The sequence below is a fragment of the Streptomyces sp. NPDC001927 genome, assembly GCF_053594455.1.
Map to the genome: position 1 here is coordinate 142,926 of NZ_JBSFEN010000010.1, position 21,469 is coordinate 164,394.

At 73.1% G+C, this 21,469-nt stretch carries 18 protein-coding genes; 3 read left to right on the forward strand and 15 right to left on the reverse strand.

Going from position 1 to position 21,469, the window contains the following annotated elements; all coding sequences use genetic code 11:
• Nucleotides 1-59 precede the first annotated feature (59 nt).
• The 7 genes from ACWCO8_RS26575 to ACWCO8_RS26605 all read right to left on the reverse strand — a co-directional run bounded on the left by ACWCO8_RS26575 (nt 60) and on the right by ACWCO8_RS26605 (nt 9,024).
• Entirely contained in the window at nt 60-1,196 is a 1,137-nt protein-coding gene (locus ACWCO8_RS26575) for an acyl-CoA dehydrogenase family protein (protein WP_451034369.1), read from the reverse strand.
• A complete protein-coding gene (locus ACWCO8_RS26580) occupies nt 1,193-3,136 on the reverse strand; it encodes an acetyl/propionyl/methylcrotonyl-CoA carboxylase subunit alpha (protein WP_451034370.1) in 1,944 nt (647 codons plus the stop codon). The genes ACWCO8_RS26575 and ACWCO8_RS26580 overlap by 4 nt, the downstream gene beginning before the upstream one ends.
• Nucleotides 3,137-3,144: 8 nt before the next feature.
• Complete coding sequence (locus ACWCO8_RS26585) at nt 3,145-4,740, reverse strand: acyl-CoA carboxylase subunit beta (RefSeq protein WP_451034371.1); 1,596 nt, start codon at nt 4,738-4,740, stop codon at nt 3,145-3,147.
• A 19-nt stretch (nt 4,741-4,759) separates the two neighbouring features.
• On the reverse strand, nt 4,760-6,454 hold the full coding sequence (locus ACWCO8_RS26590; RefSeq protein ID WP_451034372.1) for an acyclic terpene utilization AtuA family protein: 1,695 nt from the start codon (nt 6,452-6,454) through the stop codon (nt 4,760-4,762).
• The gene (locus tag ACWCO8_RS26595) at nt 6,451-7,242 is read right to left on the reverse strand and encodes a TIGR03084 family metal-binding protein (RefSeq protein WP_451034373.1); all 792 of its coding nucleotides are present in this window, start codon (nt 7,240-7,242) and stop codon (nt 6,451-6,453) included. Before ACWCO8_RS26595 ends, ACWCO8_RS26590 begins: the two co-directional genes overlap by 4 nt.
• 203 nt (nt 7,243-7,445) lie before the next feature.
• Nucleotides 7,446-8,045, reverse strand: a complete 600-nt coding sequence (locus ACWCO8_RS26600; protein WP_451034374.1) for a hypothetical protein — start codon at nt 8,043-8,045, stop codon at nt 7,446-7,448.
• Nucleotides 8,046-8,133: 88 nt separating this feature from the next.
• Nucleotides 8,134-9,024 (reverse strand): EamA family transporter, encoded by an 891-nt coding sequence (locus tag ACWCO8_RS26605; RefSeq protein WP_451034571.1) that lies wholly within the window; start codon nt 9,022-9,024, stop codon nt 8,134-8,136.
• A 205-nt stretch (nt 9,025-9,229) separates the two neighbouring features.
• On the opposite strand from ACWCO8_RS26605, the gene ACWCO8_RS26610 reads away from it, so the two are divergent.
• Entirely contained in the window at nt 9,230-10,117 is an 888-nt protein-coding gene (locus ACWCO8_RS26610) for a LysR family transcriptional regulator (RefSeq protein ID WP_451034375.1), read from the forward strand.
• Here ACWCO8_RS26610 and ACWCO8_RS26615 read toward each other — a convergent pair.
• The 3 genes from ACWCO8_RS26615 to ACWCO8_RS26625 all read right to left on the reverse strand — a co-directional run bounded on the left by ACWCO8_RS26615 (nt 10,089) and on the right by ACWCO8_RS26625 (nt 13,154).
• Nucleotides 10,089-11,087: a hypothetical protein gene (locus ACWCO8_RS26615; protein ID WP_451034376.1), complete on the reverse strand. Its 999-nt coding sequence runs from the start codon at nt 11,085-11,087 to the stop codon at nt 10,089-10,091. The genes ACWCO8_RS26610 and ACWCO8_RS26615 overlap by 29 nt on opposite strands.
• A 51-nt stretch (nt 11,088-11,138) precedes the next feature.
• On the reverse strand, nt 11,139-11,732 hold the full coding sequence (locus tag ACWCO8_RS26620; RefSeq protein ID WP_451034377.1) for an MBL fold metallo-hydrolase: 594 nt from the start codon (nt 11,730-11,732) through the stop codon (nt 11,139-11,141).
• A gap of 273 nt (nt 11,733-12,005) precedes the next feature.
• The gene (locus ACWCO8_RS26625) at nt 12,006-13,154 is read right to left on the reverse strand and encodes an AraC-like ligand-binding domain-containing protein (protein ID WP_451034378.1); all 1,149 of its coding nucleotides are present in this window, start codon (nt 13,152-13,154) and stop codon (nt 12,006-12,008) included.
• Between the two features lie 98 nt (nt 13,155-13,252).
• On the opposite strand from ACWCO8_RS26625, the gene ACWCO8_RS26630 reads away from it, so the two are divergent.
• Entirely contained in the window at nt 13,253-14,236 is a 984-nt protein-coding gene (locus ACWCO8_RS26630) for a GlxA family transcriptional regulator (RefSeq protein WP_451034379.1), read from the forward strand.
• Nucleotides 14,237-14,242: 6 nt separating this feature from the next.
• Here the strand turns inward: ACWCO8_RS26630 and ACWCO8_RS26635 are convergent, their stop codons facing one another.
• From ACWCO8_RS26635 to ACWCO8_RS26645, 3 genes are read right to left on the reverse strand one after another with little or no spacing between them, the layout of a single operon-like run.
• Nucleotides 14,243-14,824, reverse strand: coding sequence for a DUF2867 domain-containing protein (locus ACWCO8_RS26635; protein WP_451034380.1), 582 nt, complete (start codon nt 14,822-14,824; stop codon nt 14,243-14,245).
• A 10-nt stretch (nt 14,825-14,834) separates the two neighbouring features.
• Complete coding sequence (locus ACWCO8_RS26640) at nt 14,835-15,533, reverse strand: TetR/AcrR family transcriptional regulator (protein WP_451034381.1); 699 nt, start codon at nt 15,531-15,533, stop codon at nt 14,835-14,837.
• 9 nt (nt 15,534-15,542) lie between these two features.
• Nucleotides 15,543-18,287, reverse strand: a complete 2,745-nt coding sequence (locus ACWCO8_RS26645; protein WP_451034382.1) for an FAD-binding and (Fe-S)-binding domain-containing protein — start codon at nt 18,285-18,287, stop codon at nt 15,543-15,545.
• Between the two features lie 50 nt (nt 18,288-18,337).
• Between ACWCO8_RS26645 and serC the strand changes: the two genes are divergently transcribed.
• Nucleotides 18,338-19,456 carry a phosphoserine transaminase gene (gene serC, locus ACWCO8_RS26650; RefSeq protein ID WP_451034383.1) on the forward strand — a complete coding sequence of 373 codons (1,119 nt, stop codon included), beginning with the start codon at nt 18,338-18,340 and terminating at the stop codon, nt 19,454-19,456.
• A 76-nt stretch (nt 19,457-19,532) separates the two neighbouring features.
• Here serC and ACWCO8_RS26655 read toward each other — a convergent pair whose 3' ends face one another.
• Together ACWCO8_RS26655 and ACWCO8_RS26660 are read right to left on the reverse strand one after the other, a co-directional pair.
• On the reverse strand, nt 19,533-20,354 hold the full coding sequence (locus ACWCO8_RS26655) for an ABC transporter permease (protein ID WP_451034384.1): 822 nt from the start codon (nt 20,352-20,354) through the stop codon (nt 19,533-19,535).
• Nucleotides 20,351-21,433: an ATP-binding cassette domain-containing protein gene (locus tag ACWCO8_RS26660; protein ID WP_451034385.1), complete on the reverse strand. Its 1,083-nt coding sequence runs from the start codon at nt 21,431-21,433 to the stop codon at nt 20,351-20,353. Before ACWCO8_RS26660 ends, ACWCO8_RS26655 begins: the two co-directional genes overlap by 4 nt.
• Between the last annotated feature and the right edge of the window lie 36 nt (nt 21,434-21,469).

Consider the following 21,469-nt stretch of genomic DNA (forward strand, 5'->3'; position numbering starts at 1 on the left):
CGTCCTCGGTCCGCGTCGTTCGGACCGAGCGTGGGCTGACGCCCGTTGTACACGGCGGCTCAGTACGACTTGGGGAGACCCAGGGACTGGTGGGACACGTAGTTCAGGATCATTTCCCGGCTGACGGGGGCGATGCGGGCCACGCGGGAGGCGGCGATCAGGCGGGCCAGGCCGAACTCGCGGGTCAGGCCGTTGCCGCCGAGGGTGTGGACGGACTGGTCGACGGCCTTCACGCAGGCCTCGCCGGCCGCGTACTTGGCCATGTTGGCGGCCTCGCCCGCGCCGATGTCGTCGCCGGCGTCGTAGAGCTGCGCGGCCTTCTGCATCATCAGCCTGGCCAGCTCCAGCTCGATGTGGGCCTGGGCGAGGGGATGCGCGATGGCCTGGTGGGCGCCGATGGGGGTCTTCCAGACCTGGCGCTCCTTGGCGTACTTCACGGCCTGGGCGAGGGCGTAGCGGCCCATGCCGATCGCGAACGCGGCCGTCATGATGCGCTCCGGGTTGAGCCCGGCGAAGAGCTGGAGCAGGCCCGCGTCCTCGTCGCCGACGAGCGCGTCGGCCGGGAGGTGGACGTCGTCGAGGGTCAGCTCGAACTGCTTCTCGTTCGCGTCCAGTTCCATCTCGATCTGCCGACGCCCGAACCCGGGGGCCTCGCGGGGGACGATGAAGAGGCAGGGCTTCAGGTTGCCCGTGCGGGCGTCCGACATCCGGCCGACGATCAGGGTCGCGTCGGCGATGTCGACGCCCGACACGAACACCTTGCGGCCGTTGAGGACCCAGCCGTCCTCCGTCTTCGTGGCCGTGGTCGTGATCCGGTGGGAGTTGGAGCCCGCGTCCGGCTCGGTGATGCCGAAGGCCATGGTGAGCGAGCCGTCCGCCAGACCCGGGAGCCAGGTGCGCTTCTGCTCCTCCGTACCGAAGCGGGCGATGACCGTGCCGCAGATCGCGGGCGAGACGACCATCATCAGGAGCGGGGCGCCGGCGGCTCCCGCCTCCTCCAGGACGATCGACAGCTCGGCCATGCCGCCGCCCCCGCCGCCGTACTCCTCGGGCAGGTTCACGCCCAGGTAGCCGAGCTTGCCCGCCTCCGCCCACAGCGCCGCACGGTCGAAGCCGGGGCCGTGGCGGTGGCCGAGCGCCGCGACGGCGGCGCGGAGCGCGGTCAGCTCTTCGCTCTCGATCATGGTGCTGCTCATGCGGTCTGGTCCTCCTGTGCTTCGGCCTGCACGGACTGCTCGGACTGCTGGGTCTGCACGGACTGCTCGGACTGCTGTACGACGGCCAGGAGGGCGCCCACCTCCACCTGGCGGCCGGGGGTCGCGTGGAGCGCGGTGAGCGTGCCCGACGCGGGGGCGGTGACGCGGTGCTCCATCTTCATCGCCTCCAGCCAGAGGAGCGGCTGCCCGGCGGTGACCCGGTCCCCGACCGCGAGACCCTCCGCGACCCGGACGACGGTGCCGGGCATGGGGGCCAGGAGTGAGCCGGGCTCGCGCTGGTCCGCCGGGTCGGGGAAGCGGGGGTGGGCGGTGAGGCGGTGGGGGCCCACGTGGACGGTGGCGCTGTCGTCGCCGTATCGCGCTACCTCGAAGGACCTCACCACGCCGTCGATCTCAAGGCGTACGTGGTCCGGGGCGACGGACTCCACGCGGACGCCCTCGGGCGCGGTGACCGCGTACCCGCCGTCGCGGGTGGGGCGGTACCGGACCTCGTGCTCGCCGTACGCCTTGGCCTGGTCCTGCGAGACGAGGTTCCGCCACCCGCCCCCGAACCGGCCCTGCCGCCTCGCGGCGTCCGCGAGCGCGGCGGCGACGGCGGCGTACGCCTCGCCGGGCGGTGCCTGGGTGAGCGCGTCGAGGTTCCGCTCGTAGAAGCCGGTGTCGAGCCGCTCCGGATCCCCGAACTCGGGATGCCGGAGGGACCCGACGAGCAATTCCCGGTTGGTGACCGGGCCGTGCACCCGGGCCGTCTCCAGCGCGCGGGCGAGCTTGCGGATCGCCTCGGGGCGGGTGGGCGCGTGGACGACGACCTTGGCGAGCATGGCGTCGTAGTGGACGCCGATGGTGTCGCCGGAGGCGTAGCCGGCGTCCACGCGCGCCGCTGCTTCCGGGGCGATCTCAAGGGCGTGCAGCACGCCCGCCTGGGGCGTCCAGCCCGACGCCGGGTCCTCGGCGTAGAGCCGGGCCTCGATCGCGTGGCCGGTCGGGGTCGGCGGCTCCGGCGGGAGCGGGGCGCCCTCGGCGACGGCGATCTGGAGCGCGACCAGGTCCACCCCGTACACCTCCTCCGTCACCGGGTGCTCCACCTGGAGCCGCGTGTTCATCTCCAGGAAGTGCGCCCGCCCGTCCGCGACCAGGAACTCCACCGTCCCCGCGCCCACGTACCCGACCGCCTTCGCGGCGGCGACGGACCGGGCGTACAGCTCCGCGAGCAGCGACGGCGCGAGCCCCGGCGCCGGGGACTCCTCGATGACCTTCTGGTGGCGGCGCTGGAGCGAGCAGTCGCGCGTACCGAGCGCCCACACGGCGCCCTGCCCGTCCGCCAGGATCTGGACCTCGACATGACGCCCGTTCTCCACATACGGCTCGACGAACACCTCGCCGTCCCCGAACGCGCTCGCCGCCTCCGCCGACGCCCCCTTCAACTCTCCTTCCAGCGCGCCGAGTTCGCGGACGATCCGCATGCCGCGACCGCCGCCGCCCGCCGCCGCCTTCACCAGGACCGGGAGGTCCGCCTCGGTGACGTCGGCGGCCGCGAGCGGGGCGATCCCGAGGAGCTCCTTCGCCCGCGTTTTCGAGGCCATCGCCTCGATCGCCTCCGGCGGCGGCCCGATCCACACCAGGCCCGCGTCGCGCACGGCCCGCGCGAACTCCGCGTTCTCGGAGAGGAAGCCGTACCCCGGGTGCACGGCGTCCGCGCCCGCCGCGAGCGCCGCCTTCACCACCAGGTCGCCACGGAGGTACGTCTCCGAGGGCGCCGCCCCCGGCAGCCGTACCGCCGCGTCCGCCTCCCGTACGTGCAGCGCACCGGCGTCCGCGTCCGAGTACACCGCGACCGTCGCGATGCCGAGCGCGCGGCAGGTACGGAAGACCCGGCAGGCGATCTCGCCCCGGTTGGCGACCAACATCCTGGAGATCATCTCTCGCCTCACATCCGGAAGACGCCGAAGCCGCGTGCGCCCTCGACCGGTGCCGTGTGGATCGCGGACAGGCACAGTCCGAGGACCGTGCGGGTGTCGCGGGGGTCGATGACGCCGTCGTCGTACAGCCGCCCGGACAGGAACATCGGCAGGGACTCCGACTCGATCTGCGCCTCGACCATCGCGCGCAGCCCGGCGTCCGCCTCGTCGTCGTACGGCTGCCCCTTCGCGGCCGCGCTCGCCCGCGCCACGATCGACAGGACACCCGCGAGCTGCTGCGGGCCCATGACGGCGGACTTGGCGCTCGGCCAGGCGAAGAGGAAGCGCGGGTCGTAGGCCCGGCCGCACATGCCGTAGTGGCCGGCGCCGTACGACGCGCCCATCAGCACGCTCAGATGCGGCACCCGGCTGTTCGACACCGCGTTGATCATCATGGCGCCGTGCTTGATGATGCCGCCCTGCTCGTACTCCTTGCCGACCATGTAGCCGGTGGTGTTGTGCAGGAAGAGCAGCGGGATGTCACGCTGGTTGGCGAGCTGGATGAACTGTGCGGCCTTCTGCGACTCCGCGCTGAACAGCACGCCCTGGGCGTTGGCGAGGACGCCGACCGGGTAGCCGTGCAGTTCGGCCCAGCCGGTCACCAGGCTCGGCCCGTACAGCGGCTTGAACTCGTCGAAGTCCGAGCCGTCGACGATCCGGGCGATGACCTCGCGCGGGTCGAAGGGGGTCTTCAGGTCCCCCGGCACGATCCCGAGCAGCTCGTCCTCGTCGTACTTCGGCGGCTCCGCGTGGGCCGGATCGGGGTGCGCCTTGCGGTGGTTGAGGCGGGCGACGATCCGGCGGGCCTGGCGCAGCGCGTCGGCCTCGTCGACGGCGTAGTGGTCGGCGAGACCTGAAGTACGGGCGTGCATCTCGGCTCCGCCGAGCGACTCGTCGTCGCTCTCCTCGCCCGTCGCCATCTTGACCAGAGGCGGACCGCCGAGGAAGACCTTCGACCGCTCCTTGATCATCACGGTGTGGTCGGACATGCCGGGGACGTACGCCCCGCCGGCCGTCGAGTTGCCGAAGACGACCGCGATGGTGGGGATGCCGGCGGCGGAGAGCCGGGTCAGGTCGCGGAAGAGCGCGCCGCCGGGGATGAAGATCTCCTTCTGGGACGGCAGATCGGCGCCGCCGGACTCGACGAGGGAGATGACCGGGAGCCGGTTGGCGTACGCGATCTCGTTCGCCCGCAGGGCCTTCTTCAGGGTCCACGGGTTGGAGGCGCCGCCGCGCACGGTCGGGTCGTTGGCGGTGATCAGGCACTCGACGCCCTCGACCACCCCGATGCCGGTGACGATCGACGCGCCGACCGGGTAGTCGCTGCCCCAGGCGGCGAGCGGCGAGAGCTCCAGGAAGGGCGTGTCGGGGTCGAGAAGCAGCTCGATCCGCTCCCGCGCGAGCAACTTGCCGCGCTTGCGGTGCCGTTGGACGTACTTCTCCCCGCCGCCCGCGAGCGCCTTGGCGTGCTCGGTGTCGAGGGCGGCGAGCTTGTCGAGCATGGCGGCGCGGTGGGCCGCGTAGTCGGGTCCGCCGGTGTCGAGGGCGGAGGCGAGGACGGTCACAGCAGTTCCTCCGGGGCGGTCACAGGAGTTCCTCCGGTACGTCGAGTTCGCGGGCGCGGAGCCACTCGCCGAGGGCCTTGGCCTGGGGGTCGAAGCGGGCCTGGGAGGCGACGCCTTCGCCGAGGATGCCGGTGACGACGAAGTTCAGGGCGCGGAGATCGGGCAGGACGTGCCGTACGACGTGGAAGCGGCCCGTCTCGGGCAGGAGTTGCTGGAATGTCTCGACGGTGAGGTGGTGGACGAGCCACCGCCAGGCGCCCTCCGTACGCACCCACACCCCCACATTCGCGTCGCCGCCCTTGTCGCCGCTGCGGGCTCCCGCGACGAGGCCGAGCGGGGCGCGGCGCGTCGGCCCGTCGGGCAGGGGCGTGGGCAGCGGGGGTTCGGGGACGGGTTCCAGTTCCCGGGTGTGGACGGGTACGGGGAGGGTGACGCGGCTCCCGTCGGGGAGGACGGCGGTGTGCGGGATGTCGGAGGCGGGGACGTACGCGGCCTCGAAGACCCCGTAGGGGGCGCCCTTGCCGGGTGGGGCGGTGACGTGGAAGCCGGGGTAGCTGGAGAGGGCCAGTTCGATCGCGGCGCCGCTGAGGGCGCGGCCGACGGGCTCGGGGGCGGGGTCGCGGACGACGAGCCGGAGGAGCGCGCTGGCGGTCTCCTCGGTGTCGGCGTCGCTCCGGTCCGTCCGGGCCAGCTCCCAACGGACCTCGGCGGGCCGGGACTTGGCGCGCTCGAACGCGTCCTCCACCTGGTCCTTCACGAGCTGGGCCTTGGCCTCGACGTCGAGGCCGGTGAGGACGAAGACGACCTCGTTGCGGTGGCCGCCGATCCGGGTGAGCCCGGCCTTGAGGGTGGGCGGCGGGGCCTCGCCCCGTACGCCGTCGATCCGCACCCGGTCGGGCCCGTCCTGGGTGAGCCGTACGGTGTCGAGCCGGGCGGTCACGTCGGGCCCGGCGTACCGTGCGCCGGCGGTCTCGTAGAGGAGCTGCGCGGTGACGGTCCCGAGGTCGACGACGCCGCCGGTGCCGGGGTGCTTGGTGATGACGGAGGAACCGTCGGGGTGGATCTCGGCGAGCGGAAATCCGGGACGCCGGAGGTCACGCGGGTCGTGATGGGTGAAGAAGGCGTAGTTGCCCCCGGTGGCCTGCGTACCGCACTCCAGGACGTGCCCGGCGACGACCGCGCCGGCCAGGGCGTCGTACTCCTCCGGCCCCCAGCCGAACCGCCACTGCGCGGGCCCTGTGACGAGGGCGGCGTCGGTGACGCGGCCGGTGACGACGACGTCGGCGCCGGCGGCCAGGCAGGCAGCGATGCCGGCGCCGCCGAGGTAGGCGTTGGCGGTCAGGATGCCGTCGCGGGGCGGGAGCCGGTCGCCCTCGACGTACGCGATCCGGGTGGGCAGCCCGAGCCGGTCGGCGAGGGCGCCGAGGGCTTCGGCGAGGCCGGCGGGGTTGAGGCCGCCGGCGTTGGTGACGATGCGGACACCGCGCTCGTGGGCGAGGCCGAGGCTCTCCTCCATCTGGCGCAGGAAGGTCTTGGCGTAACCGCCCTTCGGGTCCTTCAGGAGGTCGCGGCCGAGGATGAGCATGGTGAGTTCGGCGAGGTAGTCGCCGGTGAGGACGTCGAGGGAGCCCGGTTCGCCGCCGGTGAGCATCTCGTGGACGGCGTCGAAGCGGTCGCCGTAGAAGCCGGAGGCGTTGCCGATACGAAGGATCACGCCTGCTCCTTGGCGGGGCGCCCGCCGCCGGGGGGACCGGCGAAGGCCTGGGCGATGGTGAGCCAGCGCTCGGCGTCGGCGCCTTCCGCGGCGAGGGCGGTGTCGTCGCGGTGGACGCGCTGGGTGACGAGGAGGCAGAAGTCGAGGGCGGGTCCGGTGATCCGCTGGGCGGAGTCCTCGGGTCCGTAGGCCCACTCCTCGCCGCCCGGTCCGACGAGCTCGACCCGGAAGGGCTCGGCGGGCGGTTGGAGACCCCGTACGAGATAGGCGTAGTCGCGGGCGCGGACGCCGATCCAGGCGACGTGGCGCAGGCGGGCGGTGGGTGCGCGGACGGCCCCGAGGGCGTCGGCGATGTCCTGGCCGTGCGCCCAGGTCTCCATGAGGCGGGCGGTCGCCATCGAGGAGGCGCTCATGGGCGGCCCGTACCAGGGGAAACGGGCGCCGGGCGGGGCGGTGGCCAGGGCCGTCCAGAGCCGCTCGCGGCCGACGCGCCAGCGCCCGAGGAGCTCGCCGGGGGCGAGCGCGGCGCCCTCGGCGGCGCCGTCGTCGACGAACGACTCGGGCGCGGCGAGGGCCTTCTCGGCCTCCACGCGGAACCCCTCGGCGTCGGTGACGGCGAGGAGCGCGGCGCGGTCGGTCCAGGCGAGGTGGGCGACCTGGTGGGCGACGGTCCAGCCGGCGGCGGGGGTGGGGGCGGCCCATCTCGTGTCGCTCAACTCGGCGACGAGCCGGTCGACTTCCTCGCTCTCACGGCGTAGATCGTCGAGCACGACGGCGGGGTCGGACACGGTGCGCTCCCCTCGGGACACGGGCGTGTGCGGAGGAGCATGGCAGCGGCGGAAGAAACAATCAAGCATGCTTGCTTGTACTGAGCGAAACTTTCTCGGCGGGCTCGCCGGGGTCGACCAATTCCGATACGGGCGAACGCTCTTGGCGCGGCACGGCTCGCGCGTGGGGAGGGACCCCGGAGCCTGAAGGCCGACTCAGGCCGCTAGCCGACGGAAACGACCCGGTCGGGCCGGCCGCCCGGGGTGATGGTCACGTCGTGGACCGCGCCTCCCTCGGTGGTCATGCGAATCCGGTCGGGGGCGGTCCACGTGGTCTCGCCGAGTGCGTTGGACTCGTCGTCGCCGTCGAAGCAGCCGACGCTCCACCGGCGTTCCAGCGGTGGGCGCCCCTGGTGGACGTAGACGCACCACACCGGGTCGAGGGAGCCGCTCCGTGCCACCACGACCAGTTGGCGGTCGCCGCGACCGGGGGCCGATTCCGTCTTCAGCACCTTGTCCGAACCGCCGAACACCGCGGAGACCCAGCTCCCGATGAGCAGCGTGGGGACGCCGATCACCAGCAGCATCGTGACCAGGGGCACGCGCAGCAAGGATGACTTGGGCAGTCCCAGGAGGACCGCCCCGGTCACCGCGGCCAGGGCGAGGCATCCCAGCGGAAGGACGTACTCCTGGAGCCGGAGCAGCAGGATCAGCGCGCCCTCGTCCCCCGACTCGAGTCCGGCCAGGGCCGCGCCGCCGGAGACGACTGCCACCGCCAGCAGCAGGAAGGCGAACGGTCTGCGATGCCGAGTGAAGAAGTTCATGATCCCCCCGAGCGAAGTGGATCACGCAGCCTAAGGGGGAGGCGGGGCGGAGGCCAGGGCCCGGCCGCGGGCGGCGCGCGCCTGCGGCCTACGCCTCCGGGATCGCCCTGACGCGTTTCGTCTGGGTGCGGACCGCGCCCATGCTGGCGGCGATGACGAGGGCGATGGCCAGGGCGTCCAGGAGGGAGAGGCCCTGGCTCAGGACGAGGAAGCCGGCGGTGGCGGCGATGGCCGGTTCCAGGCTCATGAGGATGGCGAAGGTGGGGGCGGGGAGGCGGCGGAGGGCCAGGAGTTCGAGGGTGTACGGGAGGACCGAGGACATCAGGGCGACCGCGAGGCCGAGGGCGATCGTCGAGGGGACCAGGAGCTTGTCGCCCGCCTCGACGATGCCGAAGGGCAGGCTCAGGACCGCGCCGAAGGCCATCGCGAGCGCCAGGCCGTCCGCCTGCGGGAAGCGGCGGCCGGTACGGGCGCTGAAGACGATGTACGTCGCCCACATCGCGCCCGCCGCGAGGGCGAAGCCGGCGCCGACCGGGTCCAGGCGGTCGAAGCCGCCGCCGGTGAGCATGCCGCTGAGCAGGAGGACGCCGCCGAGCGCGAGCCCCGCCCAGATGAGGTTCGAGAGGCGGCGGGAGGCGATGACCGAGAGGAGCAGCGGGCCGAGGACCTCCAGGGTCACGGCGGCGCCGAGGGGGATCCGGTCGACGGCCTGGTAGATGAAGATGTTCATCCCTGCCATCGCGGTGCCGAAGGCGACGACCGTGCCCCAGTCGGCCCGGTTGTAGCCGCGGACCTTCGGGCGGCAGACGATCAGCAGGACCGCGGCGGCGAGAACGAGCCGCAGCGTCACCACGCCGAGCGCGCCGGCCCGCGGCATCAGCAGGACGGCGACCGCCGAGCCGAACTGGACGGACAGGCCGCCCGCCACGACGAGTGCCACCGGGCCCAGGCGGGTGCCGCGCGCCGCGGCCGTCGGCACCGTCGCCGTCCGCGCGCCCGTGCCCGTGCCCGCCGTCGTGTCCTTGACCGGGCTGTCCACCGGCTCACTCCCCTGCAGGATGGTTCATTGCACTGGACTTACCAGTCCAGGATAGTGGACCCGTCAAGTGGGCTCCGCCACTCACGCTAAGCCGTCCCGCGCGGCGCGTGAAATGCCGATTGGGCTGCGGTTATGCTCCGGGCGCATGAGTCAAGGGAGTCGCTCGGGCATCGAGCTCCGCCACCTTCGCGCCTTTCTCGCCATCGCCGAGGAGGGCAACGTGACCCGCGCCGCCGCCCGCCTCCACCTCACTCAGCCCGCGATGTCCCGCACCCTCGCCGCCCTGGAGAAACACCTCGGCGTCCGGCTCGTCGACCGCTCCACCCACCACCTCGCGCTCACCGCCGAGGGCCGCGCCTTCCACGACCGCGCGGCGGCGGCCGTCGCCGCGTTCGACGCGGCCCTGGACCCCGCCCAACTACGCCACCGCCCGCTGCGGCTCGGGCACGCGTGGTCGGCGTTCGGCCCGTACACCACACCCCTGCTCCGGCGCTGGCAGCGCGAGCACCCCGAGACCCCGCTGGAACTCCTCCGCATCGACGACCGCACGGCCGGCCTCGTCCGGGGCGAGGTGGACGCCGCGCTGCTCCGGGGCCCCGTCGACGCGCCCGGCCTGGCGACCGAGGAGCTGGCCACCGAGGACCGGGTGGCCGCCGTGGCGACGGACAGCGCGCTGGCCTCCCGTACGTCCCTCACCCTGGCGGACCTCGCGAGCGAGACGATCGTCCTCAACACCGTCTCGGGCACCACCACCCCGTCCCTCTGGCCCGCGCACCTGCGCCCGGCCACGACCCTGACGGTCGGCAACACCGACGACTGGCTCACCGCGATCGCCGCCGGCCGGGGCGTCGGCGTCTCCTCGGCCTCCACGGCGGCCATGCACCCCCACCCCGGCGTCACCTACCGCCCTCTCCCCGACGCCCCCCGGATCCCGGTCCTCCTGGCCTGGCGCGACACCTCCCCGCACCCGGCGACGCGGCTGCTCGTGGAGCTGGCCCGGGAGATCACGGAGCGCCCGCCGGCCGGGACCTGACGGCGACGACAACGACGCGCGCGGTCACCGCGGCCGTCAGGACGAGGACACCGGCGAAGGCGCCGAGGGTCACCCCGTCCGGGTGGATCAGGGACTGCCCCCGGGCCGCCTGCGAGGTCACGACCGCGACCAGGCCCCAGAGGCCGAGCGCGGCACAGCCCACCAGACGGGCGCGGACCCGCTCGTCGCGCAGCCAGGCGCGCCGGGCCGACAGTGCGGCGAGCACCACCGTGAGCAGCAGCAGGACCTGGATGCCGTGCAGGGCGAAGAAGTGCGGCACCCGGAAGTCCCCGCCGGTCACGCTCCAGTTCGTGAGGGCCATGCCGTGGCCGTCGGGGTCGCCGATGCCGTGGCCCTGGTACATCGGGATGGCGTCGCCGTTGGCGTCGGTGACGGTACGGGGGTGCACCCCGGTCACCATCCAGTAGAGCGGCACGAGCATGCCGAAGGTCGCGAGCCCGAGCCCGGCGCGGATCGCCCGGTTCAGGTCCCCGCCGCCCGTACGTTGCCTCAACACGACGACGCAGACGATCAGTTGCGCGACGACGATGACCATCACACCGAAGGTGAGGACCGGTACGAGGGCCAGGGTGACCGGGTCGGTCCGGTCGGCGTTGAAGTGGCTGAACGTACCGCGCGCCGCCTGCACCGTGATGGCGCCCACCTCGACGACCACGGCCACCGCGAAGACGGTCCCCACCCACCGGGCGAGCCGCCTGCCGCGGTCCAGTCGGGGCAGCAGCCACGCCAGCGTGGCGGAGTAGAGGGCGAAGGCGAAGCCGAACTTCAGCGGCTTCACCCAGACCGGCTCCCCGAGCAGGGTCCGGTCGTCCACGGCCACTCCGACCCCGCTGAGGACCGTGAGGACCGCCAACAGGACGGCGCACACCGCCAGGGGGCGGTGCCATGGGCGGCCGCGGCGCCGGTCGGCGGCGGTGGGGCCGGGCGGGGCGGCTTCGTGCAACGACATGGTGGGGTCCCCCTGTGTGACGGTCGACGGTACGGACGTATCGACGTACGGCTAGATCACCGCCTCGTCCCCGGCCGGAAACGGCCCCCCGTGCCCCGGGACGATCACGTCCGAGGTCTTCAGGACCCGCAGGCGGGAGGTGCGGAGTTGGTCGCGGTCCGGGGCCACCGGGTCCTCGGCCGGGCCGTCCGGGCGCCACCAGAGGTCGCCGACGAAGGCGACGACGCCCTCGGCCGTACCGGCGAGGAGCGTGATGTCCTCGGGGCTGTGCCCCGGGGTGCGGATCAGGCGCAGGGACGGGGTCAGTTCGAGACCCTCGGCGTCCCGGTCGGTCCACTGGTCGTTCAGGTACTCGGCCTTGTGGTCATGGACGCGCGCCCGGCCGAACAGGCCGACGTTCATGGTGTTGTCGGGGTGGTGGTGGCTGAGCACGACGTCGGTGATGTCGTCGGGCCCCAGGCCCAGTTCGGCCAGCGGGCCGAGGATCCGGTCCCGGCTGGCCACCATGCCCGGGTCGACGATCACATGACGGTCGCCGTCGGTCACGTACGAGACGGTGGCGGCGACGCCCGGGCCCGTGGAGAGGGTGTATCCGGTGGTCAGGACGGTGTAGGCGGCGGTGTTCCCGCGCGGCTGGTCGGTCATGAACTCAGCTTCTCCGTACGGAAGATCGCCGACGAGTGGCCGTACTGCCACCCATCGCGGGTTTTGTGCCAGCCCCTGCGGCGGGGGCGGGACGGGAGCGCGCACGTGCGTGCCGGAACTCACGAGGTCGATCAGGCGGCCGCGGCGACGGCGAACTTGCTGATCTTTCCAGCCATGCGATGTCTCCCCTGATGAATTGGTGCCCATCGGCACTCACACCATGAGTAGCCGTCGGTCGCCCTGCTCAGGGCGGGGGCGACCGGCCTCCCCCACTCACGCTGTGGCGCTGTCTCCAGCGGAGAATGTAGGCCCGAGGAGCGTGCGGTGGTGTTCATGGCGTGCAGGGTTTCTGTGCTCTGCGTGCCGTGGGGCGGCCAGGGAGAGCGCACGGTGTTCGGTGGGGGTGATTCCGTAGGCTTCGCGGAACGCCCGGCTGAACCTGGTAGCGCTGGAGAAGCCCCAGCGAGCCGCGATCGCCTGAACGGGCTGACCGCTCAGTTCCCGGGACGCGAGGTCGGTGTGGGCGCGCTCCAGCCGGCTTCGGCGGATGTGTGCCGCGATGGTCAGGGGCTGGTCGGCGAAGAGGGCGTAGAGACTCCGCAGGGACATGTTGTGCCGGTCGGCGATCATCTGAGGAGTCAGGCTCGGGTCGCCGAGGTTGGTCTCGATGAAGCGGTAGGTCCGCTGCAGCGTCTCCTGCGCACGGGCCTCGGCAGGCGCCTCACCAGGGTCACCGAGCTGCCGCGCGAGAAACGCGGTGGCCAGGTCGAGGGTGACGGACCCCATGGCGCGCAGCTCCTCCGGGCGACAGCGTGGGCCGTGCGCCAGCAACGTCTTCAGGAAGTCCGCGAGGATCGCCCCTGACCCCACGTCTGCCGGCAAGCTCCGCGCGAGGAGGCTGTCCACCCGGTCCGACCTCAGTGCCAGGGCCTGACGGGGAATCTGCATGACGACCGACTCGACCTGTCCGCCCGTGCATGCCCCCTCACTCGGCCGTGAGGTGTCGGTGAGCACGAGTCCCCCCGCGACCACCGATTCGTTGCCCCGCTGGGAGATCCTGCAAGCACCTTGCGTGAGGAGCGCCAGCTGCACGTGCTCGGGATCGCCGCGACGGACGTGAGTCAAGGTGCGCCGCGAGAGCACCGGTGAGCACGTCACAGCGGTCAGCCGCACCACGCCGAGATCCAGGTCCGTGATACTCGCCCGGAAGCCGGCGGCATGGCGGGTGCTGATCATGACGGGCATCACAGCGCTGGACACCGTCTCGCAGAACCAATCGAACCCGTCCTCACCCTCCCCGACAGCATCCGACGCGATCAGCAACCCCATGCGATCCCCCCACTCACCGACGTGGCGGCAATCCAGCCCCTCACCGATGTGTCGCACAGCCGTGCCCGCCCCCACCGCCACGTGATCCATCATCAGACACGTTCTTTCGGACGCAAGCTCGTTTCGTCGCCCCCCGTACCGGGACCAGCCCCCCGCCGCCAAAGGCTCGCCCCCGTGCCACACTCCCCCGCATGCCGCCGTTCCTGAGCGTCGCCGCCTATGCCCCGCCGCGCGTCGGCATGCTCGCCGTCGGGCTCGTGTCCGAGGTGTTCGCCGCGCCGCCCGCGGGGCTACCGCGTTTCGACTTCGCGCTCTGCGCCGACGCCCCCGGGCAGGTGCCCACCGACTACGGGGTGCCGCTCTCCGTCGCGCACGGGCTCGACCGGCTCGCCTCGGCCGATCTCGTACTCGCCCTCCCCTGGGCCGACTTCCGCACCCCGCCGCCCGCGCCCGTGCTCGACGCGCTCCGGGCCGCCCACGCGCGCGGCGCACTCGTCGGCTCGCACTGTGTCGGCGCCTTCGCGCTCGCCGCGGCCGGGCTGCTCGACGGGCTGCGGGCCACCACCCACTGGCGGTTCGCCGACCTGCTCGCGCAGCGCCACCCGGCCGTCACCGTCGAGCGGGACGCCCTGTACGTCGACGAGGGCCGGATCCTCACGGGCGCGGGCGCCGCCGCCGGATTCGACCTCTGCCTGCATCTGCTGCGCCGCGAGTACGGGGCCGCCGCCGCGAACGCCGTCGCCCGCGACCTCGTCCTGCCGCCGCACCGCGACGGCGGTCAGGCGCAGTACGTCACCGCCCCCGTCCCCGAGGACTGCGAGGACGAACGGCTCGGCGACGTCCTCGCGTGGGCCCGCGCCCACCTCCACGAGCCGCTGCCCGTGGCCGAATTGGCCCGCCGCGCCCTGATGAGCCGCCGCTCCTTCGCCCGCCGCTTCGCCGCCGCGACCGGGACCACTCCGCACGCCTGGGTCCTCGGCCAGCGGCTCGGCCGGGCGGAGGAGCTCCTGGAGACGACCGACCTCCCGGTCGAGGAGATCGCCCGCCTCGTCGGCTACGGCAGCGCGGCCGTCCTGCGCGAACAGTTCGTCCGCCGCCGCGGCGTCCCGCCCCGCACCTACCGCCGTACGTTCACCAGAACGGCGGCGGTCGACAACGAGCCCCGCCGGACCTGAGGCCTCCTAACGCGCCGTCTCGCGCCACTCCCGCCCGATGTCGCGCATCAGCGGCGGGTACACGAGCAGATGCCGGAACGGGGAGATCGCCGCCATGTAGGCCTTGCCGAAGAGGCCGTTCGGCTTCACCAGGACGGCCAGCTGGCCGCGGTGGCCGCCCGAGCCGTCGGGGACCCAGCTCAGGTGCATCACGCCGTGCATGGTCCGGTTCGCCATTTCCGCCGCCCACTCGTCGTCCCCGAGGTAGACGGACGTGAAGGGCAGCCGCTCGAACTCCGGTCCTGCCGGGCCGTCGCGGAGGTCCTCCGGCAGCCGGTCGCGCAGGGTCGGCACCCGGGAGCCGAGGCCCTTGTCCCGGTCGTCCCAGCCGAACAGCTCGCCGAGCTTCCAGCGGATCGCGAACAGTTGGCGGGCGAGCCAGGAGGAGTTGTCGCCCGTGTCGCCTCCGGCGAAGTTCCGCACCAGGCGCGGGAAGTCGTCGGGGCCGCCGGGCGTCGGCAGTGCCCAGACGTCGTAGAGCCGGAAGTCGGGCGTCAACTCGTGGATCCGCCACGGGCGGGACGTGTGCGCGGACTTGGGAAGTTCCATGGAGTGCCTCCTACGGTTCGCTGTGTTCGACGGAGGAGTACGGGAAGCCGGCCGCCCCCAGGCCGAGAGCCCCCGACGCGGCGGCGACGACCAGGGACGCGTCGTCGGGGACGCGGCCGGCCAGGGCGATCGAGGTGCCTTCGACCGCGCCCACATAGGCGAGCGCGACGTCCCCGGCCGGCGGGCCCGCGGGGATCGTCCCCGCCGCGCGCCCGGCCTCGACGTAGCCGGTGCAGAGGTCGAGGAGGGCGCGGTAGCCGGTCTCCACCAGGTGTCCGATCGGATGGTCCTGCCCGGAGAACTCCAGGCGCAGCGCCACCGCCACGCGGGCGATGTCCCGCCGGCAGAAGGCGGTGTGCGCGCGGGCGAGCGTGAGCAGCGCCGCGAGCGGTTCCGACTCCCGCTCGACGTGGTGCCCGACCTCCCGGTCCCAGGCCTCGAAGACCCACTCGGCCACGGCGAGGGCCAGCTCCTGCTTGTCCTTGAACTGGTGGTAGAGCGCGCCGCGCGTGTAGCCGGCGTCCCTGGCCACCTGCTCCAGGACGAGGTTGCCGTAGCCGTGACGGGACAGCCCCCGGGCCGCCGATTCCAGGAGCGCGATGCGCGTGCGCTCCCGCCGCTCGGCCTGCGTGGAACGGCGGGGCCCCGGCGAGCCGGGCGCGGACGAGCCGGGCGCGGGAGACCCAGCTCCCTCCTCACGTACATTCATGCATGTATGTTAATCCGGCTGGATCGCCTCCGCCAGGACTTCCGCGATGTGCCGGGCCCGCCTCCCCGCCAAGTCGTCGAGCTGCGTACGGCAGGAGAACCCGTCGGCCAGAAGCACCGCGTTCTCGTCCGCCGCCCGCACCGCCGGGAGCAGCTGGTCCTCCGCGCAGGCCACCGAGACCTCGTAATGGCCGGGCTCGAAGCCGAAGTTGCCCGCGAGGCCGCAGCAGCCCCCGCTCAACTCGCCTTCCAGGCCCATCCGTTCACGCAACCGCCGATCCGGTTCGTCGCCCAGGACGGCGTGCTGGTGGCAGTGGGTCTGGCCGACCACCGGGTGGTCGAGGCGCGGCGGCTCCCACTCGGGTGCGAACTCCTCCAGGGCCTCCGCGAAGGTCCGTACCGACGAGGCGAGCGTCCGGGCGCGCGGGTCGTCCGGGAGGAGTTCCAGGAGGTCCGTCCGCAGGGTCGCCGCGCAGGAGGGTTCGAGGACGACCACGGGATGGCCGAGCTGGGGCTCCATCACGTCCAGGGTCCCGCTCATCACCTTCCGGGCCCGGTCCAACTGGCCCGTCGACACGTACGTGAGCCCGCAGCACACCCGCCCCGGCGGCAGCCCCACCCGTACGCCCGCCGACTCCAGGACCCGGACCGCCGAACGCCCCACCTGCGGCGCCAGGTGGTTCGTGAAGGTGTCCGGCCACAGCCACACGTCCGACGCCGTCTCCAGACGCGTACCGAACCACGACACGAACGTCCGCGACGCCACCCTCGGCAGCTCCCGCTCCGGCGCGACCCCCGCGAAACGCGAAGGGAAGACCCGCGCCAGGTTCAGCGCCGGGCCGAAGAGACGGAGCCACTCCGGCAGCCTCCCCATCGTCACGTGCGACCACGGCCGCCGCCGCCCCGCGTAGTGGCGGTCCAGGAAGCGCGCCTTGTACGCGGCCATGTCCACGCCCACCGGGCAGTCGCTCCTGCACCCCTTGCACGACAGGCACAGGTCGAGCGCCTCCCGCACCTCCTCCGAGCGCCAGCCGTCCGTGATCACCTCACCGAGCGCCATCTCGTGCAGCAGCCGCGCCCGGCCCCGCGTCGAGTGCCGCTCCTCGCCCGTCGCACGGTACGAAGGACACATCACCCCCGGCCCCGACGTCGGCCCCTCCACCCGGCACTTCGCGACCCCCACGCACCGCGCGACCTCCCGCGCCTCCACCGGCAGCCCCTTGAACCGCAGCCCCTCGTCGAGGCGCCCCGGCCGCACCAGCATCCCCGGGTTCAGGCCGCCGTCCGGGTCCCAGAGGTCCTTCACCGCACCGAACAGACCCACCAGCTCCGGGCCGTACATCCTCGGCAGCAGCTCCGCCCGCGCCCGCCCGTCCCCGTGCTCCCCCGACAACGAGCCCCCGTGCGCCACCACCAGGTCCGCCACCGCCTCCGAGAACTCCCGGAACCGGCCCACGCCCGCCGCCGAGTAGAGGTCGAAGTCGATACGGACATGGACGCAGCCGTCGCCGAAGTGGCCGTACGGAGTCCCCCGCAGGCCGTACTCCGTCAACAGGGCGCGGAACTCGCGCAGGTACGATCCGAGCCGCGCCGGCGGCACCGCGCAGTCCTCCCACCCGGGCCAGGCCTCCACCCCGTCCGGCATCCGCGTCGCCGTCCCGGCCGCGTCCTCCCGGATCCGCCACAGCGCCCGCTGCCCGGCCGGGTCGACGACGACAGCCGCGTCCAGCACGTCCCCCGAGGCCGACGCCACCAGCTCCCGCGCCGCCCCCTCCCCGTCCACCTCCACGAACAGCCACGCACCCCCGCGCGGCAGCCCCGCACCCGCGTCCCGCACCAGGTCCGCCGCCATCCCCTCCACCGTCAGCGGGCCCAGCGGCAGCAGCCCCGCCACCGCGTCGGCCGCCGCGCTCTCGTCCGCGTACCCGAGGACCACCAGGACCGGCGCGGCCGGCAGCTCCACGAGCCGTACCGTCGCCTCCGTCACCACCCCCAGCGTCCCCTCGCTCCCGCAGAGCAGCCGGGCCACGTCCCCGCCCCGCTCGGGCAGCAGCGCGTCGAGCGCGTAGCCGGAGATCCGGCGCGGCAGCCCCTCCGGGTACCCGGTCCGCAGCAGCGCCAGGTTCCCTTCCACCAGCTCCCGCAGCCCCGCCGGTGCGCCCTGCCAGTCCCGGCCGAGGGCGAGGGACGAGCCCCCGTACGTCCGGACGTCCAGGCCCAGGACGTTGTCGGCCGTCGTCCCCCACGCCACCGAGTGCGCGCCGCACGCGTTGTTGCCGATCATGCCGCCGAGCGTGCAGCGGCTGTGCGTGGACGGGTCCGGGCCGAAGGTCAGGCCGTACGGGCGCACCGCGTCCCGCAGCCGGTCCAGGACAAGTCCCGGCTGGACGACCGCCGTCCGCGCCTCCCGGTCGACGGAGACGACCGCGCGCATGTGGCGCGTGAAGTCGAGGACCACGCCCGTCCCCGTCGCCTGGCCCGCGATCGACGTGCCGCCGCCCCGCGCCACCACCGGCACCCGGTGCTCCCCGCAGACCGCGAGCGCCGCCGCCACGTCGTCGGCGTCCCGGGGCGCGACCACCCCCACCGGCACCCGTCGGTAGTTGGACGCGTCCATCGTCGTCAGGGCTCTCGCCGTGGCGCCGAAGTCCACGTCACCCGCCACGGCCGCGCGCAGCGCCGCCTCGAGATCCGACCGCTCCTGGTGCCCGTGGTGTTTTCGCACAAGGTCAGGATGTCTCACCTGGCGTCTCATCCGGCGGACATCGTCGGCCGTGTGCGGTGCGACCCGATACGCTCCGCCTCGTGGCTGAGATCCAGATTCCCGCTGACATCAAGCCCGCCGACGGCCGTTTCGGCGCGGGCCCCTCCAAGGTGCGTACGGAGGCGCTGGACGCCCTGGCCGCCACCGGCACTTCCCTGCTCGGCACGTCCCACCGCCAGGCTCCGGTCAAGAACCTGGTCGGCGAGGTACGGGCCGGCGTGCGCGACCTCTTCTCGCTGCCCGAGGGCTACGAGGTGATCCTGGGCAACGGCGGCTCCACCGCCTTCTGGGACATCGCGACCCACGGGCTCATCGAGTCGAAGTCGCAGCACCTCACCTTCGGCGAGTTCTCCTCCAAGTTCGCGAAGGCCGCGAAGCTGGCCCCCTGGCTGGCCGAGCCGACCGTGATCTCCGCCGACCCGGGCACCCACCCGGAGCCGGTGGCCGAGGCGGGCGTCGACGTGTACGCGTACACGCACAACGAGACCTCGACCGGTGTCGCGGCCCCGGTCAAGCGGGTCGCGGGCGCCGACGAGGGCGCGCTCGTCCTGGTCGACGCGACCTCCGGCGCGGGCGGCCTGCCGGTCGACATCACCGAGTCGGACGTCTACTACTTCGCCCCGCAGAAGTCCTTCGCCGCCGACGGCGGCCTGTGGCTCGCGGCCTTCTCCCCGGCGGCCCTGGAGCGCGCGGCCCGGATCCACGCGTCCGGCCGGCACATCCCGGAGTTCTTCTCGCTCCCGACGGCGATCGACAACTCGCTGAAGAACCAGACGTACAACACCCCGGCACTCGGGACCCTCTTCCTGCTCAACGAGCAGCTGAAGTGGATCAACGGCCAGGGCGGTCTGGACTGGGCCGTGGCCCGGACGAAGGAGTCCTCCCAGGCGCTGTACACCTGGGCCGAGGAGTCCAAGTACGCGACGCCGTTCGTCACGGACCCGGCCAAGCGGTCGCAGGTCATCGGCACGATCGACTTCTCGGACGACATCGACGCGGCCGCCGTCGCCAAGGTGCTGCGCGCCAACGGCATCGTGGACACCGAGCCGTACCGCAAGCTGGGCCGCAACCAGCTGCGGATCGCGATGTTCCCGGCGATCGACCCGGCGGACGTGCGGGCCCTGACGGCCTGCGTGGACTACGTGATCGAGAAGCTGTAACAGGGGTATCCGCTCGTACGAAGGGCCCGGCATCGGACATGGTCGATGCCGGGCCCTCGTGCGTGCCCCATCGGGATCACCGGCTGAGGCGCTGGAACCTGCGTACGGCCAACGGCAAGAAGATCGCCGTCAGGAGCAGCGGCCAGAGGACGGCCATCAGGAGCGCGTGCTGCTCCACCCAGCTCCCGCCGGCCGCGCCCGGGTTGCCGAACAGCTCGCGGGTGGCGGCGACGGTCGAGGAGATCGGGTTCCAGGCGGCCACGGGCGCCAGCCAGCCGGGCATCAGCGAGGGCGCGACGAAGACGCTGGAGATCATCGTGATCGGGAAGATCACCGCGTAGAGCGCGCCGGCCGCCTCCGTGTTCGGCAGCACGAGCCCGCACCACACGCCCACCCAGATGAGGCTGAACCGCAGCAGGAGCAGCAGGCCGAAGGCGAGCAGCGTGCCGCCGACACCGCCCTCCGAGGTCCAGCCGATGGCGAGCGCGGTCGCGGCGAGGATGCCGAGTTCGGCGGCGGCGACCAGCAGGTCGGAGGCGCCCCGGCCGGTGGTGACGGCGGAGGGGGCCATCGGCATGGACCGGAACCGGTCCATGACCCCCCGTCCGGAGTCGGCGACGACGGCGGTGGCGGTGTTCATGAGCCCGAAGGTCATGGTCATGGTGAACATCCCCGGCATGAGGAAGTCCTTGTAGTCGCCGCCCCCGGGCACCTGCATCGCGCTGCCGAAGACGAAGCCGTAGAGGAGGACGGAGACGATGGGGAAGCCGAGCTGCCAGAGGATGGCGACGGGCTGGCGGCGGTAGTTGAGCAGGGTGCGGAGGACGAGGGTGGCGCAGTCGGCCAGCGCCCAGTAGGCCTGGTGGGCGCGCCGGTTCGTGGGGACGGCGGTCGTCATGCGGCTGCGGCTCCTTCGGTGGCGGTGGTGGCGTCGGTCGTGGCGTCGTGGGTCGTCGCGTCGTCGGTCGCCGCGTCGTCCGCGCTCGGGCGGCCCGTCAGGGTCAGGAAGACGTCGTCCAGGCTGGGGCGGCGCAGGCCGAGGTCCTCGACGGCGATCCGTTCGTCCCGCAGGGTGCGCGCGACCTCGGTGAGGGCGGCGACCCGGTCGGTGACCGGGGCGTGGACGCGCCGGTCGTCCTCGTCCACGGCGGGTTCGGCCGCCGCGACCCGGGCGAGGACCTTCCGTACGGCCGGCAGGTCAGCGGCCTCGGCGGCCACGACCTCGATCCGGTCGCCGCCGACCCGGTTCTTCAGGCCGTCGGGGGTGTCGTCGGCGATGGCCCGGCCCCGGTCCATGACGGTGATCCGGGAGGCGAGCCGGTCGGCCTCGTCGAGGTACTGCGTGGTGAGCAGCACCGTCGTACCGCCCGCGACCAGGGCTCGGACGGCGTCCCAGACCTCGCCCCGGCCCCGCGGGTCGAGGCCCGTCGTCGGCTCGTCGAGGAAGAGGACGTCGGGCGTGAGGATCATCGAGGCGGCCAGGTCGAGGCGGCGGCGCATCCCGCCGCTGTAGGTGCCCGCGTTCCGGTCGGCGGCCTCGGTGAGCTGGAATCGGTCGAGAAGTTCGCCGGCACGGGTGCGGGCGCGGCGGGCGCCCAGGTGGAAGAGGCGGCCGAAGATCTCCAGGTTCTGCCGGCCGCTGATGCCCTCGTCCACGGCGGCGTACTGGCCGGCGAGCCCGATGCGGGCGCGGACGCCGCGCGGATCGCGGGCGACGTCGATCCCGGCGACCTCGGCGCGGCCGCCGTCGGCCTTCAGGAGCGTGGCGAGGACGCGTACGGCGGTGGTCTTGCCGGCGCCGTTGGGGCCGAGGAGGCCGTGGACGGTGCCGGGCCGGACGGCGAGGTCGAAGCCGTCGAGGGCGAGCGTGGTGCTCGCGCTCTTGCCGCTCCCGCCCTTGCCCGTCGCGGCCTTGCCGCTCCTGCCCTTGCCGTAGTGCTTGCGCAGGCCCTCGACGAGGACCGCGTTTTCGTACATGGAAACCTCCGCTCGGCGAAACTGAGTACACCGTAC

Excerpts from the sequence above, each read along its gene's own strand:
- ACWCO8_RS26610 (WP_451034375.1), top strand. The coding sequence starts at position 9,230 with ATGAGTCAAGGGAGTCGCTCGGGCATCGAGCTCCGCCACCTTCGCGCC.
- ACWCO8_RS26660 (WP_451034385.1), bottom strand. The coding sequence starts at position 21,433 with ATGTACGAAAACGCGGTCCTCGTCGAGGGCCTGCGCAAGCACTACGGC.
- ACWCO8_RS26615 (WP_451034376.1), bottom strand. The coding sequence starts at position 11,087 with ATGTCGTTGCACGAAGCCGCCCCGCCCGGCCCCACCGCCGCCGACCGG.
- ACWCO8_RS26620 (WP_451034377.1), bottom strand. The coding sequence starts at position 11,732 with ATGACCGACCAGCCGCGCGGGAACACCGCCGCCTACACCGTCCTGACC.
- ACWCO8_RS26635 (WP_451034380.1), bottom strand. The coding sequence starts at position 14,824 with ATGGAACTTCCCAAGTCCGCGCACACGTCCCGCCCGTGGCGGATCCAC.
- ACWCO8_RS26640 (WP_451034381.1), bottom strand. The coding sequence starts at position 15,533 with ATGAATGTACGTGAGGAGGGAGCTGGGTCTCCCGCGCCCGGCTCGTCC.
- ACWCO8_RS26580 (WP_451034370.1), bottom strand. The coding sequence starts at position 3,136 with ATGATCTCCAGGATGTTGGTCGCCAACCGGGGCGAGATCGCCTGCCGG.
- ACWCO8_RS26630 (WP_451034379.1), top strand. The coding sequence starts at position 13,253 with ATGCCGCCGTTCCTGAGCGTCGCCGCCTATGCCCCGCCGCGCGTCGGC.
- ACWCO8_RS26625 (WP_451034378.1), bottom strand. The coding sequence starts at position 13,154 with ATGATGGATCACGTGGCGGTGGGGGCGGGCACGGCTGTGCGACACATC.
- ACWCO8_RS26600 (WP_451034374.1), bottom strand. The coding sequence starts at position 8,045 with ATGAACTTCTTCACTCGGCATCGCAGACCGTTCGCCTTCCTGCTGCTG.
- ACWCO8_RS26655 (WP_451034384.1), bottom strand. The coding sequence starts at position 20,354 with ATGACGACCGCCGTCCCCACGAACCGGCGCGCCCACCAGGCCTACTGG.
- ACWCO8_RS26575 (WP_451034369.1), bottom strand. The coding sequence starts at position 1,196 with ATGAGCAGCACCATGATCGAGAGCGAAGAGCTGACCGCGCTCCGCGCC.
- ACWCO8_RS26645 (WP_451034382.1), bottom strand. The coding sequence starts at position 18,287 with ATGAGACGCCAGGTGAGACATCCTGACCTTGTGCGAAAACACCACGGG.